The following is a 16,981-nucleotide window of genomic DNA, read 5'->3' on the forward strand; positions in this document are numbered from 1 at the left end:
TCGGGTCGTCACGACACACCGAGCGCTCCCGACATGCGGATGTGCGAACCACTCTCCCCACGCACGACGTGTAGTTGGGCCGGAATCCGTGCCCGCAACTCGTCGACGTGGCTCACCACACCGACGACACGTCCGCCCGAGCGGAGGTCGTCGAGGACGCCCATCACCAGGTCGAGTGCTTCGGGATCGAGGGCGCCGAACCCCTCGTCGATGAAGATCGTGTCGAGCACGTGCCCGCCGGATTCTGCGGCCACCACGTCGGCGAGACCGAGGGCGAGCGCCAGTGACGCGAAAAAGGTCTCGCCGCCGGACAAGGTGGTGGTCGCCCTGATCGCGCCGGTGTACTCGTCGCGGACCTCGATGCCGAGCCCACCGCGGCGTCCGCGCGGCCCGACAGCATCGGTATGCACGAATTCATAACGGCCCGAAGACATCTGGTGCAGTCGAGCGGACGCCGCCACCAGCACCTCCGTCAGCCGCGCGGCCAGGACGTAGGACCGCAACGACATCCGTCGTGAGTTCTGTCCGCGTCCACTCACCAGCTCGGCGAGGCCTTGGAGCTCATCGTGGCGTGCCCGCATCGGAGCGAGCACGTCGGCAGCTGCCCAGAACTGGCTGACGTAATCGTCCAGATCCCGCAGTCGCCGAACCGCCACTGCGCGACGACTCGTGGCCTGGTCGCGCATCTGCCGGGCGGACGTCAGGCTCGCGACGAGGGCATCGGCGTCGACCGGCTCGGCGGCCATCGCAGCAGACACCTCAGGGTCGGCGAGGGTCGATTCGGCTGCCGCCCGCAAACGAGACGCCCGCAACACCATCGTCTCCCACTCCGACAGCCGGGCCTCCGACGTCAGCGCCGCGGTGGCCTCCGACGGGTCCGCGAAGCCTGCGGCGGCACACTTCTCGGCGAGCCGATCGACCGCATCTGCACGTCGCTGCCGGACCCCGACCAGTTCGTTGCGTGCATCGCGCAGGCGCGCCGCACGACGACACAGTTCCGCCAGTTCGGCACGTCGCTCGGCCACACCGGTACGCCCGCCGGTGGCCTCGGCGACGTCGGCGTCGAGGGCCTCGAGCGTGTCGCGCAGCGCGGTCAGGCGTTCGCGCCGCCCGGCCTGCGCGGTGTCGGCATCGCCGCGTTCGACACGTACCGACTCGATGTCGGCCTCGATGGCCTTCAGTGCGGTCTCCAACGAGGAGGAGCGTTCCGCAGCGCGCTCCGCGTCGCCGAGGTCGGCGGTGTTCTGCGCGCGGTCGGCGTCGATCTGCTCCCGGGTGACCCCGGCGATGGTGGTGTCGAGGTGGGTTCGCCGTTCGACGAGTGCGGCACGAGCCGACTCCGCCGCCGATCGTCTGTCCGCGGCGCGTTGCGCGGCCTCGACGGCTGCGGCTTCCTGCGCTTCGCCGATCGACGTCGCCGAATCGCTCACGGCGGGCAGCGGATGCTCGACCGATCCGCAGACCGCACACGGCGATCCGTCCGTGAGCTGGCCGGCGAGCTCGGCCGCCATCCCGGTCAGCCTCCGCTCCCGGACATCGAGGAGACTCTCGCGCGCACTCGTGTGTTGTTCACGCGCATCGAGGAACTGCTGTTCGGCGCGGACGATCTCGGGCTCGAGCGCCTCGCGATCGGCAACGGCGCGGGCGATGGCACCCAATCGGTCTCGTTCGGCCTGCAGGCGCGGCAACTGGGCTCGTGCCGCGACCGCATGCGCCAGTTCGGCGGCCGCCTTCTCTCGCCGCTGCGGCGCGTGGCGGAGAAATGAACCCATCTCGCCGAGTCGCTGCTCGGTCGCGTCCATCTCGTCCCGGATACGGTCGATATCGGCAACCAGCTCCGGGCGCCGGTCGACGCGGGCGGCCAACGGTTCCCATCGCCCGGACTCGGCGGTCCAGCGCTCGATCGCGGCATCGAGGGCACCGTCGGTGCTGGTCCGACACAGCGGAGCGCCCTCATCGAGCGCGGCCAGTTCGGCATCCAGGCGGGCGCACTCCGATTCGGCGGTGGCCAACGCTGCTGCGGCGCGGTCCCGGTCCTCGACCACCGACGCGATGGGCGCGGCTCGACGCCCGGCCTCGAGGGCGGCGGTGATCGTCGCCAGTTCCGCTCCCCCCTCTGCCAGCTGTGCCAATCGCTGAGCGGCCTCGTCTCCCCGCCGTCGACAATCCGCCAGCCGCGCACCGTGATCGCGAGCGGCCTGCGCACGATCGAGCGCAGCCTGCGCCCCGGTCAGCGCGTCTTCGCACTCGACCGCATCCGTACGCGCCGCCTCCAGGCAGTTCTGTGCCCACTCCATGTCGGGATCGGCGACCTCGGTGCCGCCGAGAGCGACGATCTGCCCGGCGATACGATCGGCCGCCGACGTCCGCTCCGCCAGCGCACTCGCACTCTCCCGCGCCCGTTCGCGCAGCCAGTCTTCGAGGTCGCCGAATCGTTCGGTGTCGAACAGCCTCTCCAACAGACCTTCTCGGTCCTCGGAGGTCGCTCGCAGAAATCGTGCGAATTCGCCCTGCGGCAGCAGCACCACCTGAAAGAACTGGTCGGCGCTCATCCCCAGCAGGCGGCTGACCACCTCGCCGATCTCCGGCAGTCGGGTCAGGTCCGGACCCGAACCGTCCAGCCACACGAGCGTGCCCCGCGCATTGACCTTGGTGGTGCCGGTACCGCGCTTCTTGGGCCGGAGGTGATCGGGCGACCGGGTGATGCGCAGTCGACGTCCACCGATCGTCGCCTCGAGCTCGACCTCAGGTACCTGATCGGCCGACGAATGGTCGGAGTGCAAGCGGCGGTTGGTGTCCCGGGCGCCGGGCACCCTGCCGAAGAGCGCGAAGGCGACGCCGTCGAGCACCGTGGTCTTCCCCGCACCGGTCTGCCCGTGCAACAGGAACAGTCCGTCACCGGCGAGTGATTCGAAATCGACCACGACCTCGTCGGCGAACGGCCCGAACGCCCGCATCCGCAAGTGGTGCAACCTCATGCCGACTCCGCCACATCCGGCTCGATCTCGAAGAGGGTCAGCTCCCCGCCTGATCCGCCATCGGATTCGGGCTCGCCGACGACCGCGCGGACCGCCCTGTCGACGAGTGCGCGTTCCCGCGCGGTGGGGGCGTCACGCACATCGGTGACGAAGGCGGCGATGATCTCGGCATCGGTGCGGCCGTGCACCCGCGCCCGATAGTCCAGTCCACCGCCGAGGTGAGGCCGATCCCATCGCACGTGCACGGCATGCGGAAAACGTTCCCGCAGTCGGCGCATCGCGTCCACCGGGCGGACCGGATCGGTCAGGACGGCTTCGACGTAGTGGTCTTCCACCTGGCTGAGCGACTCGTCGGTGAGGAGCTCGTCGAGTGTGCCCGCCAAGGAACTCAGCCCGCGGACCATCGGGAGTTCCCGGGCGCGCACATCGGCGACTCCATCCGCGTCGAGGTCGACGACCCACACCGACTTGTGGTCGGACCGCTCGCCGAACGAGTACGGCAACAATGACCCGCTGTACCGGACCGCCTCGCCGAGTTGCTGCGGTGAGTGCAGGTGCCCGAGGGCCACATAGTCGATCCCGGAGAAGGTCTCGGCACCAACGGTTTCCACACCACCGACACTGATGGATCGTTCGGATCCGGAGGCCAGGGCGCCGACCACGAAGGCGTGTGCGGCCACCACCGACCGTGTGGACCGGGTGGTCAGATCTGCGCGCACCCGGTCCATCGCCGCCCTGAGCACCTCGGTATGGGTGCGGGCGTCGTCGACACCGAGGTGTCGACGTGCGGTTTCCGGTTCGAGATATGGGATGCCGTAGATCGCCACCTCACCGAACTCGTCGCCCAGGACGACCGGTTCGTCGATCTCCTCGATCGAGGTCCGCAGGTGCAGCCCACCCGCCGAGGCGAAACCGGACCCGGATCCGAGACGGGTCGGCGAGTCGTGATTACCCGATGTGATGACGATCTGGGCACCCGCGGCCGCGATCTCGGCGAGCCCGCGGTCGTACACCCGCACCGCGTCCGCCGACGGCACGGACCGGTCGTACACGTCTCCGGCGACGACCACGACATCGGCCGATTCCTCGGCCACGACCGCGGCGAGGTGCGACAGCGCAGCCATCTGGTCGTCGAGCAGCTCGACGCCGTGGAAGGTCCGACCCAGGTGCCAGTCGGAGGTGTGGATGATGCGCATGCGCCCACCCTACGAGCCACTCCCGACAGACTGTGGGAGGCAAAGCGGCACCCGTCGGCACCGACCACGCCACTCGGGGCGAGATCGATGCCGACGGTGACCGAAGCGCGGGGTCAGGTGGTCGGCACTCCCGTCGCCGCACCCTCGCCCGCCTGTTCCGGCGCCACCGGGGGCACGCCGGGCGGGGTCTGATGCTTCGGCTTCATGAAGAAGAGCGCGGCGACGACGCCGAACAGGAGCACCACGGCCGGCAGGTAGAGCGACTGGCCCATCGCGGTGGCGAATCCGTCGCGCACCATTTCCGGCAGTTGTCCGCCCGCACTGTGGTGCTCGGTGTCGACGCCCGGCAGCTGCGCGGCGAGCCGGGTCTGCATCAGTGCGCCCACGGCGGCGCTGCCCAGCACCGACCCGATCATCCGCGTGGTGTTGTAGACACCGGCACCGGCACCGGCCTGATGCCACGGGAGGTTGCGGGTCGCGGTGGCGGCCAACGGCGCCCAGATGCCCGCCGATGCGATACCCATCAGGCACATCGGGATGATCAACTGCCACACCGGGGTCGCCGGCCGGGCGATCATGCCGAGCCAACCGACGGCAATTGCGTTCAGCAGCAACGAGGTCGCGATGATCGTGCGGGGATGGACCCGGTCGAGCACACGGCCGACGATCGGCGCCAGGGCGCCGGTGAGCAGTGCCATCGGGACCATCATCACCGCCGAGCGGGTCGGTGACATCCCGCCAACCAGCTGCAGGAAGAACATCGTCGGGATCATCAGTCCGGAGATCGCGAAGCCCATCGATGCGATACCGATGTTGGCCAGGGAGAAGTTGCGGTCCCGGAACAACGAGAGCGGCACCAGCGGTTCGCCCTTCATCCGCGACTGCCAGTAGACGAAGAGCGCCATCACCAGCAGACCACCGACGATGAGCGTCCAGATCCACCCGTTCCAGTTGTACTTCTCGCCGTCCTGGATGCCGAACACCAACGCCGACAGACCGATTGCCGACAACGCGACGCCGATCCAGTCGAACTGGTGGTCGTGGGTCTCGACATCGGGGACGAGCACATACGCCAGCACCAGGCCGACGATGCCGACCGGGATGTTGACGAAGAAGATCCACTCCCAGCCGAGGCTGTCGGTGAGGACTCCGCCCAGCAATGGGCCGACGAGCGTGGCCACGCCTGCCACGGTGCCCCAGACACCCATTGCCGCGCCGCGCTTCTCGGGCGGGAAGATGCGGGTGATCAGCGCCATCGTCTGCGGCGTGATCAGCGCCGCGCCGACACCCTGCAGGGCGCGGGCGGCGATCAGTTCGCCGATCGACCCGGACAGTCCGCACCACACGCTCGCGATGGTGAAGACCAGCAGACCGAGCTGGTAGACGCGCTTGGGGCCGAATTTGTCGCCGAGGCGTCCGGTGATCAGCAGGGGCACGGCGTAGGTCAGCAGGTAGGCGCTCGTCACCCAGACGATGCCGTTCACATCGGTGTCCAGCGCGGTCTGGATCTGCGGCTGGGCCACCGCCACGATGGTCATGTCGACCAGGATCATGAAGAAGCCGACGCACAGCGCCAGCATCGCGGCCCAGGGTCGCGATGTCACCTGCGCGGCGGGGGTCGGGGTGGAGGTCATTCGTCTGTCGCTTTCTGATGGAGGGCGCCCGCGATGACCGAGCTGCCCTGATAGGGGGAACCCGGGTCGTCGAGCCATTCGATGGTGGAGTTCTCGAGTCGGTCGACGAGGTCCTCGACCCAGTCGATCTGAGTGCGCAGGGTCGCGATACGGCAGCCGATGTCGAGGTAGAACATCTCGGGTGTCCCCCGGTCCCGGACGGCGGCGACACCGCCGTCGAGCTCGGTCAGCTCCGCGCGCATCGCCCCGAGCCGCGTGGTGAGGAGTTCGACCACCCGCGCCCGGGGCAGCCCGTGCGCCTCGGAGAGTGCGAGATAGAGCTCGGGGTATTCGACGGGATGGCGGGAGACGATCTCTTCGAGGCTCTCGAACAACGTACGGCGACCGAGCTCGGTGATCGCATAGACGGTGCGTTCGGGACGGTTCCCCTCACGCTGGATGTCGTGGACCTCGATGAGTTCCTGGGAGACCAACCGGTCGACCGTGTGATACATCGTGCCCGGCCGGAACTTCGCCAGACGATCCTCTCGTCGTTCGACCGTCGTCTGGAACATCTCATACGGATGCATCGGCCGTTCCGCGACAAGACCCAGTACCAGTACCGCCAGTGGCGGCAGCGGACCGCATGCCTTGGCTCCCACGACACCTCCCGAATTGATCCGGTGCAAATATTCCACGTGGAATATACCGGTTCGAGGATCACATGCCAACCGTCGGTGTCGATCACTACTGTGGTCACCATGAGCACCGACAGCGTTGGCGAGCAGGAGCAGGGCGTCTACGTGACCACCGGCCAGGAGTTCGTCCGCGACACCCAGTACATCGAGACAAGGATCACCCGGGACGGCCGGGACGGTTATCCCGTCGAGCCCGGGCGTTATCGACTCGTGGCGGCCCGCGCGTGCCCCTGGGCGAACCGGACACTCATCGTCCGACGCCTCCTCGGTCTGGAGGACGCGATCTCGCTGGGACTCTGCGGTCCCACTCACGACGCCGACTCGTGGACCTTCGATCTCGATCCCGGTGGGGTTGACCCGGTGCTCGGCATCCCACGACTCAAGGACGCCTACGAGAAGAGGTTTCCCGGTTATCCCAAGGGCATCACCGTGCCCGCGGTCGTCGACACCCACAGCGGCGCGGTGGTCACCAACGACTTCCCCCAGATCACCATCGATTTCGAGCTCGAATGGACCGAGCACCATCGCGCGGGCGCCCCGGAGCTGTACCCCGAGCACCTGCGCGACGAGATCGACGAGGTGAACCGCGGCGTCTACACCGAGGTCAACAACGGGGTGTACCGATGCGGGTTCGCCGGCAACCAGGACGCCTACGACAAGGCCTACGACCGCTTGTTCACCAAGCTCGACGAACTGTCGGACCGCCTGCGCACCCGGCGATATCTGGTGGGCGACACCATCACCGAGGCCGATGTCCGCCTGTTCACCACCCTGGCCCGATTCGATCCCGTCTATCACGGCCATTTCAAGTGCAACCGGAGCAAGCTGTCCGAGATGCCGGTGCTCTGGGCCTACGCCAGGGATCTGTTCCAGACGCCCGGCTTCGGTGACACCACCGACTTCGCACAGATCAAGCGTCACTACTACGTGGTGCACCGCGACATCAACCCGACGGGCGTCGTCCCTGACGGGCCGGATCTGACCAACTGGCTCACCCCGCATCATCGGGACGAGCTCGGTGGCCGCCCCTTCGGCGACGGCACGCCACCCGGTCCGCCGAGACCCACCGAGGTCGTCCCATCGGAAGGTCGGGTACCCACACATGGCTGACATCAACAGACACACCACCGGAACCGCGGGGCCCCGTCCCGGTCAGCGTCCGCCGGGCAAGGCCGTCGAGGTCACCGGTGGTCTGCTCGACCGCGCGCAACGACTGCAGGGCCCGGCCGTCGCGAAGTACGTCCGCAATCTCCGCACCGCGCATCCCGAGGAATCACCCGCGCAGATCATCACGAGGCTCGAGAAGACCTATCTCACCGCGGTCACCGGCTCGGGTGGGGCCGTCGGTGCCACCGCGGCCGTGCCCGGCGTCGGCACGATGACCGCGCTCGGTGCGATGACCGGCGAGACCGCATTCTTCCTCGAGGCCTCCGCACTGCTCGCCCTCTCGATCGCCGAGGTCCACGGCATCCCGGTGCACGATTCGGAGCGCCGGAAGACGCTGGTCCTCGCGGTGGCCCTGGGCGAAGAAGGAGTGGTCGCACTGGGGCGGCTGGTCGGTACGCAGGGCGGTGCGCTGCGCCGCCTCGGCGGAGCGGCCATCCCCGGTGGCGGGCTGGGCAAGCTCAACAAGACGCTCGTCAACAAGCTGACCAAGAAGTACGCCATCAAGCGCGCTCCCCTGGTGTTCGGCAAGCTGATGCCTGCCGGGATCGGCGCGATGATCGGCGGTATCGGCAACCGCGCCCTCGGCAGGCGCGTCATCACCAACTCCCGAGAGGCGTTCGGCCCGCCACCGACCACCTGGATCATCGATGGCCAGATCGTCGGGGACCCAGGCCTCCCGGCCGCCGGTGACCGGCGCGACCTGGATCGGTGACTCCGACGCTTCAGACCGAACCGCGACCGTCCCGACCGGGACCGGAGTCCTCGTCACCCGACCCCTCGACCTCGCGTCCGTGGATTCGCCGACTCGCCTCCGAGAGCTGGCGGTTCCGGAACCTGGTGATCATCACCCTGGTGGTGACCGCGGTCGCCGTCGCCGTGGATCTGGTGGCGCCGCTGCTGGCCAAGGCGGCGATAGACCATGCCACCGGGGCCGTGCACGACGGCCTCTCGATCCAGGTCATCGTCGCGGCGTTGCTCGTCATCGCCGTCATCCGCTACGGATGCCAATTCGGCCGCAGGCTGACGGCGGGCCGGTTGTCGATCTCTGTGCAGAACGCGCTGCGTCTACGACTTCTCGACACACTGCTCCACCTGGACGGCAACGCGCAGAACCAGATCCGCACCGGCCAGATCGTCTCGCGGTCGATCTCCGATCTGCAGATCGTCCAGGGGCTGCTCGCGATGGTGCCGCTGTCGGCAGGCGCGGCGGTGCAGGTCGTTCTCGCGATCGGGATCATGGCGTACCTCTCACCCCTGCTCACCTGCGTCGCCCTGCTGATCTTCCCGGTGGTCGGATTTGTCGTGTTCCGCACGCGCCGTAAGCTTTTCGCGGCGACGTGGTCGGCCCAGCAGGCTGCCGCCGACGTGGCGCAGCACGTCGAGGAGACCGTGACCGGCGTGCGGGTGGTGAAGGGATTCGGCCAGGAGGGCCGTGCGGTCGACGAACTCGTCGGCCTCGGCGCGCGGCTGTATTCACTACGCCTGCGGGCCGGCAAGATCAACGCGCGCTTCACCCCGACGATGGCGGCCATCCCGCAGCTCGGGATGGTCGCGGTGATCGCCGTCGGCGGCTACCTCACGATGCACGGTCACATCACCGCTGGCACGTTCCTCGCCTTCGCGACCTATGTGGCCTCGATGACCGCGCTCGCCCGTCTGCTCACCAATCTGGTGGTCAGCGCCCAGTTGGCGCGTGCCGCCGTCGACCGCGTGTACGACGTGATCGAGCATCCGCGCGATCCGGCGGAGTCGAACACCGCCACCCTGCCCGACGGTCCGCTCGGTCTCCGGCTGCGCGGGGTCGGGTTCTCCTTCGACGAGCGACCCGTTCTGTCCGACGTCGACCTCACCGTCGCGCCGGGTGAGTGCGTCGCGGTGGTGGGCGGGCCAGGTTCCGGGAAGTCGACACTCGCCGATCTCGCGGGGCGCTATTACCGGCCCGACTCCGGAGTCGTCGAACTGCTGTCGGACGACGGCGCGCATCCCGTCGATGAACTCGCACCCGACGCTCTGCACGGCGCCGTGTCGGTGGTGTTCGACGAGCCGTTCCTCTACTCGGACACGATCACCGCCAACATCGCGCTCGGTCCGGACGAGACCGCACCGGCCGACGGAACGCCGAGCCGACGCCTGCTCTCGGCCGCCCGACGGGCCGACGCACACGAGTTCGTGGACGGACTGCCGGACGGCTTCGACACCGTGGTCGGCGAGCGCGGACTCACCCTGTCCGGCGGGCAGCGTCAGCGCGTGGCACTGGCCCGCGCGCTCTACGCCGACTCCCGGATTCTCGTCCTCGACGACGCCACGTCCGCGGTGGACGCGACCACCGAATCACAGATCCTGCACGGTTTACGCGCCGAACGTCGCACGATGCTCCTGCTGGCACATCGCCGCTCCACCCTGACCCTCGCCGATCGCGTCGCCGTCCTCGACGCCGGCCGCATCGTGGACGTCGGTACCGTCGCCGAGCTCGACGGTCGGTGCGACCTGTTCCGCTCACTGATGGCGTCGGCAGACCCGGAACAGGCCGGCAGGCGTGCCGCACACCGGCCGCCACCCGTACTGGGGCTCGATCAGCTGTGGCCCGACGACGCGCCGGAAGCCGACGATCCGACGATCCGTCCACCCGTCGTCGCGACCACGGGCCCCGGCGGCGGCGGAGCCCGCGGTGGCGGCGGGATCGGCGGCGCCCTCGGTTCGATGCCTGCCACCCCCGAGCTGCTCGCCGCGGTCGATGCCCTGCCGCCCGCCGACGAGAGCCCCCGGGTCGATGTCGATGCGGCGCGCGCCGAGAGCCGCTCCTTCTCACTGCGCGGGCTGCTGAGCCCGGTGCAGTGGTTGATCATGGCGGCCATCGGGGCGATCGCGGTGGACACCCTCGTCGGGCTGGCATTCCCGTCCCTCGCACGAGCCGTCATCGATGCCGCCACGCATGCCGACGAATCCACGCTGTGGCGGGCCACCGCGATCGGCGTGGTGCTGGTCGCCGTCGGGTGGGCCGGGTCGTCGGCGGAGATCGTCTTCGCGACCCGCGCAGGTGAGCGCGTCCTGTTCGGTCTCCGCGTGCGCAGCTACGCCCACCTGCAGCGACTCGGCCTCGACTACTACGAGCGCGAGTTGTCCGGTCGGATCATGACGCGAATGACCACCGATGTCGACGCGCTCTCGACCTTTCTCCAGACCGGTCTGTCGACAGCCGTCGTGGCCGCGTTCACCCTTGTCGGCGTGTCCGTCGCATTGGTGATCACCGATCCCCTGCTCGGTGCCCTGATGCTCCCGGTCCTCCCGGTCCTGGTCGTCGCCACGATCATCTTCCGGCGCATCTCGTCGGTCGCCTACACCCGGTCCCGCGAGCTGGTCAGCATCGTGAACGCCGACTTCCAGGAGAACATCGCCGGCATCAAGACCACGCAGACCTACCGCCACACCTCCGCCGCGACGTCCCGATTCACCCGGCGCACATTCGACTGGGTGCACGCCCGGATGGTGTCGCAGAAGGCGATCGCCACCTACTTCCCGTTCATCACGCTGATGTCGGACCTCGCATCGGCCGTCGCCATCGCCGTCGGTGCCCACCAGATCACCACCGGCTCCCTGTCGGCCGGCACGCTGGTCGCCTTCGTCCTCTATCTGTCCATGCTGTTCGGGCCCGTCCAGCAGCTGTCCCAGGTGTTCGACGGATACCAGCAGGCGGTGGTCGGTCTGCGGCGGATCTCCGATCTGCTGGGCACCCCGAGCTCGCTGATCCGGCGCGACGATGTCGTCACCACGCCCCGCGGCGGATTCGAAGGTCGCGCGGTCCTCGACGACGTGAGCTTCCGCTACAGCGGCGCGGATCGCGATGCGCTGTCGGACATCGACCTGACCATCCCGCCCGGGACGTCGCTGGCCCTCGTCGGGAAGACGGGCGCCGGGAAGTCGACCATCGTGAAGCTCCTCGCCCGCTATTACGACCCGACGTCGGGAGCGGTCCGGATGGACGGCACCGACATCCGCGATTTCGCTCTCGCCGACTACCGCGGTCGTCTCGGCGTGGTCCCTCAGGAACCGCACCTGTTCACCGGGACGGTCGCGGAGAACATCGCCTACGGCCGACCGGACGCGGATCGCCGGGCGATCGCCGCGGCCGCGCACGCCGTCGGGGCCGCCGGGATGATCGCGGGACTACCCGGGCGGATGAATCACCCGATCGGCGAGCGAGGCCAGGGCCTGTCGTCGGGACAGCGGCAGCTGATCGCGCTGGCCCGCGCCGAACTCGTCGAACCCGATCTGTTGCTGCTCGACGAGGCGACCGCGACGCTGGACCAGGCCACCGAGTCGCTCGTGCTCGCAGCAGGAGAGGCGCTCACACACCGCCGGACGTCGGTCATCGTCGCGCACCGACTCGCCACGGCCGCCCGCGCGGACACGATCGCGGTGGTCGATCAGGGCCGGATCGTGGAGCGGGGAACTCATACCGAGCTGCTGGCGTTGGGACAGAGGTACCGCGCGTTCTGGGATGCTGGTGTCGCTCCCGATGCAGACGGTATTGCCACCGCTGGTGACCAGCAGCTCAGGTGAGTCGGACAGTGAGGTCCACCGCACGTCGTGCATGGCGCACGCGTACCATCGGCAGGTGGTTTGCCGATAGTCTTCACAAGGGACTTTCTCGGTGACAAGCGACCCGACACCAGAGGGAATTGAGGCGAGATACCGCTGTGAGCAGTTCGATTTCAGATTTCGGACAAAATACGTGGCTGGTCGAGGAAATGTACCAGCAGTACAAGAAGGACCCCACGTCAGTTGATCCGAGCTGGCACGAGTTCCTCGCCAACTACGACCCCAGCGTGAACGGTGACGCCGAGACGAGCGCGACCGCCGCGGGCAACGGCACCACCGCCGCCCGCGACAGCGGTACCGCGACGTCTGGTGGCAGCGCCCCCGCCGCAGCCACCTCACCGAAGGCCGCGGCGCCCGCGACCACCACGAAGACCTCGAGCTCGCAGAACAAGCAGGTGACGCTCGACCAGCAGCCGACGGCCTCCACACCTGCCCGCAAGTCCGGACCCGCACGGGAATCGACCGCGACGAAGGCCGCATCCGGCCAGAGCACCGCCAGCCGCGACGGTTCGTCCCGGTCCCACAACCGGGCGAAGAGCCCGGTGGACCCGTCCGCGACGACGCCATCGGAAGACGAGAACAAGGTCCTGCGCGGGCCGGCAGCCGCCATCGCCAAGAACATGGCCGCCTCGCTCGATGTGCCGACCGCCACGAGCGTTCGCGCCATCCCGGCAAAGCTGATGATCGACAACCGCATCGTCATCAACAACCACCTCGCCCGTACCCGCGGCGGCAAGATCAGCTTCACCCACATCCTCGGCTACGCGATCGTCCAGGCGATCAAGGCGTTCCCGAACATGAACCGCCACTTCGCCGAGGTCGACGGCAAACCCAACGTCGTCACCCCGGCCCATACCAACCTGGGTCTGGCCATCGATCTGGTCGGCAAGGACGGTAACCGCACACTGGTGGTCGCGGCCATCAAGGGTTGCGAGACCATGGGTTTCGCCGAGTTCTACAGCGCTTATCAGGACATCGTGCGCCGTGCGCGTGACGGCAAGCTCACCGGCGACGATTTCGCGGGTGTCACCGTCTCGCTGACCAACCCCGGAACGATCGGCACGGTCCACTCGGTGCCGCGCCTGATGAAGGGGCAGGGCGCGATCATCGGCGCGGGCGCGATGGAATACCCCGCGGAGTTCCAGGGCGCCAGCGACGAGCAGATCGCCGAACTCGGTGTCGGCAAGCTGATGACACTGACGTCGACCTATGACCATCGGATCATCCAGGGTGCGGAGTCCGGCGACTTCCTGCGGACCATCCACGAACTGCTCCTCGACGACGCGTTCTACGACGAGATCTTCACCGCGTTCCACATCCCGTACGAGCCGGTCCGCTGGCGTCGCGACATCCCCGCGGGGCTCGTCGACAAGAGCACCCGCGTGCTGGAACTCATTGCCGCATACCGCAGTCGCGGCCACCTGATGGCCGACATCGATCCGCTGATGCTCGACAGTGACGCCCGGGCAAGCCATCCCGACCTCAACGTGCTCACCTACGGCCTGACCCTGTGGGATCTCGACCGCGCCTTCAGCGTCGGCGGGTTCCACGGCCAGGACAAGATGAAGCTCCGCGACGTGCTCTCGATCCTGCGCGACGCGTACTGCCGTCACATCGGCGTCGAGTACACCCACATCCTGGAACCGGAGCAGCAGCGCTGGGTACAGGAACGCGTCGAGATCAAGCACGTCAAGCCGCCGGTCGCCGAGCAGAAGTACATCCTGTCGAAGCTCAATGCGGCCGAGGCGTTCGAGACCTTCCTGCAGACGAAGTACGTCGGGCAGAAGCGTTTCTCGCTCGAAGGTGCCGAAGCGGTCATCCCGATGATGGATGCGGTGATCGATCAGGGCGCCGAGCACACCCTCGAAGAGGTTGTCATCGGCATGCCTCACCGTGGTCGCCTGAATGTGCTCGCCAACATCGTCGGCAAGCCGTACTCGAAGATCTTCACCGAGTTCGAGGGCAACCTGAACCCGTCGCAGGCGCACGGTTCCGGCGACGTGAAGTATCACCTCGGCGCCGAGGGCAAGTACTACCAGATGTTCGGCGACAACGAGATCAACGTGTCGCTGACCGCCAACCCGAGCCACCTCGAGGCCGTCGATCCGGTCCTGGAAGGTCTCGTCCGCGCCAAGCAGGACCTCATGGGCGACGACGACTCGTTCCCGATCCTGCCGCTGATGCTGCACGGTGATGCGGCCTTCGCCGGCCAGGGTGTGGTCGCCGAGACGCTGAACATGGCGATGCTCCCGGGCTACCGCACCGGCGGCACCATCCACATCGTGGTGAACAACCAGGTCGGTTTCACCACCGCCCCCGAGCATTCCCGCTCGACCGAGTACTGCACCGACGTCGCGAAGATGATCGGCGCGCCGATCTTCCACGTCAACGGCGACGACCCCGAGGCCTGCGTGTGGGTCGCGAAGCTCGCCGTCGACTACCGGCAGGCCTTCGGCAAGGACGTCGTGATCGACCTCGTCTGCTTCCGTCGTCGCGGTCACAACGAGGGTGACGACCCGTCGATGACCCAGCCGGCCATGTACGAGGTGATCGACACCAAGCGCGGCGTCCGCAAGAGCTACACCGAGGCCCTGATCGGTCGTGGTGACATCTCGACCAAGGAGGCCGAGGACGCCCTGCGTGACTACCAGGGTCAGCTCGAGCGGGTGTTCAACGAGGTCAAGGAGCTCGAGAAGTACCACGCGGAACCGAGTCCCTCGATTCAGTCCGATCAGACCCTGCCGACCAAGCTGGTGACGGCGGTCGACAAGGAGGTGCTCGCGAGTATCGGCGACGCCTTCATCAATGTGCCGGAAGGCTTCACGCCGCACCCGCGGGTCAAGCCGGTGCTCGAACGTCGCCAGGAGATGTCGCGCCACGGTGGTGTGGACTGGGCCTTCGCCGAGCTCCTGGCATTCGGCTCGCTCGTCAGCGAGGGCCGCACCGTCCGGCTGTCCGGACAGGACTCGCGACGCGGCACGTTCACCCAGCGCCACTCGGTCCTCATCGATCGTCACAGCGGCACCGAGTACACCCCGCTCAATCACCTCAAGCCGGTCAACGGCGAGGACAGCGAGGACAACGGGGGCCGCTTCATGGCGTACGACTCCCCGCTCTCGGAGTTCGCGGTGGTCGGCTTCGAGTACGGCTACTCGGTCGGCAACCCCGATGCGCTGGTGATGTGGGAGGCGCAGTTCGGTGACTTCGTCAACGGTGCCCAGTCCATCATCGACGAGTTCATCTCGTCCGGTGAGGCGAAGTGGGGCCAGCTGTCCGATGTCGTGCTGCTGCTCCCCCACGGTCACGAGGGCCAGGGTCCCGACCACACGTCCGGTCGTATCGAGCGCTTCCTGCAGTTGTGTGCCGAGGGCTCGATGACCGTCGCGGTGCCGTCGACCCCGGCGAGCTACTTCCACCTCCTGCGTCGCCACGTCCTCGATGGCATCAGCCGACCGCTGGTGGTGTTCACGCCGAAGTCGATGCTCCGCAACAAGCAGGCGGTCAGCCCGATCGAGGAGTTCACCGACGACAAGTTCCGCTCGGTCATCGACGACCCGAAGTTCATCGCGGGCGACGGCGATCGCGAGAAGGTCAAGCGTGTCCTGCTGGTGAGCGGCAAGCTCTACTACGAGATCGCCGCGCGCCGCGACAAGGAGAAGCGCGACGACATCGCGGTCGTCCGTATCGAGCAGCTCTACCCGGTGCCGCATCGTCGCCTCCGCAACACCCTCGAGCAGTACGGCAATGCCGACGACTTCGTGTGGGTGCAGGAGGAGCCGGCCAATCAGGGTCCGTGGCCGTTCCTCGGACTCTGGCTGCCCGATATGCTGCCGGACCTGCTCAAGGGTCTGCGCCGCGCTTCGCGTCGCCCGATGTCGGCGCCGTCGTCGGGCTCCAGCAAGGTGCACGCCGTCGAGCAGCAGGAGATCCTCGACGAGGCGTTCGGCTGATCTGACGTTGTCGACGTGTGGCGGGTGTCCCCGGGCACCCGCCACACGTGTCTCTCCCCCGCGGGGAATCAGTCCCGCGGGACGACGCCGGCGAGGGCCGGAAGGGCGGCACTGATCAGGGCGAGCAGCTGATCACGATCGATCACCGGATCGGTGAGCCACCTGATGGTGGTGTCCTCGACGAACGAGATCCAGCCCTGCACGGTCATCTCGACGACCGGGGTCACCGCGATCCCCAGCGCGGGCGCGTGGTCGAGAACGCGGGCGGCCATGACGGCACGGGTCTGGTCGAACACCTCGCGCATCGCCGGATCTGCACTCGACGACCCGCGCATGAAGGCCATATACGCCTCCCGATTGTCGGTGACGTAGTCGATGAACGCCGACATCGAGGCCGAAAGCATCACGAGTGGATCGCCGAGCCCCGGATCGGGCTCGGTGCGCTCGAGCATCTCGTCGGCCTGCGCCCGGGCGATGGCGACGTGAAAGTCCTGTTTCGACTCGAAGTAATGGAACAGCAGCGCCCGCGACACCCCTGCGGCCTCCGCGATCGCGTCGATCGACACCTGCTCGAGCGGGCGATGGCGCACCATGTCGAGCCCGAGCTCGACGAGTTGGTCACGCCGGGCTTCCGGACTCATCCGCGTACGCTTGGCCGCCGGCACCGAACCCGAGGTCACCGCCATGGTCTGAAAGTCCTCTCGTTCGCCGTCGTTGCTGGTCGACTCCACCGTAGGCCTTTATTGATCAAGATTCAATAAGCTATTGACGGCCGTTCAG

At 67.8% G+C, this 16,981-nt stretch carries 9 protein-coding genes; 4 read left to right on the forward strand and 5 right to left on the reverse strand.

The window, feature by feature from the left end; all coding sequences use genetic code 11:
- Nucleotides 1-8: 8 nt before the first annotated feature.
- From IDF66_RS14735 to IDF66_RS14750, 4 genes are all read right to left on the reverse strand, one after another.
- Nucleotides 9-2,978 carry an AAA family ATPase gene (locus tag IDF66_RS14735; RefSeq protein WP_190267536.1) on the reverse strand — a complete coding sequence of 990 codons (2,970 nt, stop codon included), beginning with the start codon at nucleotides 2,976-2,978 and terminating at the stop codon, nucleotides 9-11.
- Nucleotides 2,975-4,174, reverse strand: coding sequence for an exonuclease SbcCD subunit D (locus IDF66_RS14740; RefSeq protein WP_190267537.1), 1,200 nt, complete (start codon nucleotides 4,172-4,174; stop codon nucleotides 2,975-2,977). Before IDF66_RS14740 ends, IDF66_RS14735 begins: the two co-directional genes overlap by 4 nt.
- A gap of 113 nt (nucleotides 4,175-4,287) precedes the next feature.
- Nucleotides 4,288-5,808 (reverse strand): MFS transporter, encoded by a 1,521-nt coding sequence (locus IDF66_RS14745; RefSeq protein WP_190267538.1) that lies wholly within the window; start codon nucleotides 5,806-5,808, stop codon nucleotides 4,288-4,290.
- A complete protein-coding gene (locus IDF66_RS14750) occupies nucleotides 5,805-6,449 on the reverse strand; it encodes a PadR family transcriptional regulator (protein ID WP_190267539.1) in 645 nt (214 codons plus the stop codon). Before IDF66_RS14750 ends, IDF66_RS14745 begins: the two co-directional genes overlap by 4 nt.
- A gap of 99 nt (nucleotides 6,450-6,548) precedes the next feature.
- Here IDF66_RS14750 and IDF66_RS14755 point away from each other — a divergent pair, with 99 nt between their 5' ends.
- From IDF66_RS14755 to IDF66_RS14770, 4 genes are all read left to right on the forward strand, one after another.
- Complete coding sequence (locus tag IDF66_RS14755) at nucleotides 6,549-7,595, forward strand: glutathione S-transferase family protein (RefSeq protein WP_190267540.1); 1,047 nt, start codon at nucleotides 6,549-6,551, stop codon at nucleotides 7,593-7,595.
- The gene (locus IDF66_RS14760) at nucleotides 7,588-8,364 is read left to right on the forward strand and encodes a hypothetical protein (RefSeq protein ID WP_190267541.1); all 777 of its coding nucleotides are present in this window, start codon (nucleotides 7,588-7,590) and stop codon (nucleotides 8,362-8,364) included. Before IDF66_RS14755 ends, IDF66_RS14760 begins: the two co-directional genes overlap by 8 nt.
- Nucleotides 8,361-12,212, forward strand: a complete 3,852-nt coding sequence (locus IDF66_RS14765) for an ABC transporter ATP-binding protein (protein ID WP_190267542.1) — start codon at nucleotides 8,361-8,363, stop codon at nucleotides 12,210-12,212. Before IDF66_RS14760 ends, IDF66_RS14765 begins: the two co-directional genes overlap by 4 nt.
- Before the next feature lie 188 nt (nucleotides 12,213-12,400).
- Entirely contained in the window at nucleotides 12,401-16,201 is a 3,801-nt protein-coding gene (locus tag IDF66_RS14770; protein WP_388000127.1) for a multifunctional oxoglutarate decarboxylase/oxoglutarate dehydrogenase thiamine pyrophosphate-binding subunit/dihydrolipoyllysine-residue succinyltransferase subunit, read from the forward strand.
- Between the two features lie 68 nt (nucleotides 16,202-16,269).
- Here IDF66_RS14770 and IDF66_RS14775 read toward each other — a convergent pair whose 3' ends face one another.
- Nucleotides 16,270-16,887, reverse strand: a complete 618-nt coding sequence (locus IDF66_RS14775) for a TetR/AcrR family transcriptional regulator (protein ID WP_190268019.1) — start codon at nucleotides 16,885-16,887, stop codon at nucleotides 16,270-16,272.
- Nucleotides 16,888-16,981 lie beyond the last annotated feature (94 nt).

This window comes from Gordonia hankookensis, from assembly GCF_014673215.1.
GTDB lineage: Bacteria > Actinomycetota > Actinomycetes > Mycobacteriales > Mycobacteriaceae > Gordonia > Gordonia hankookensis.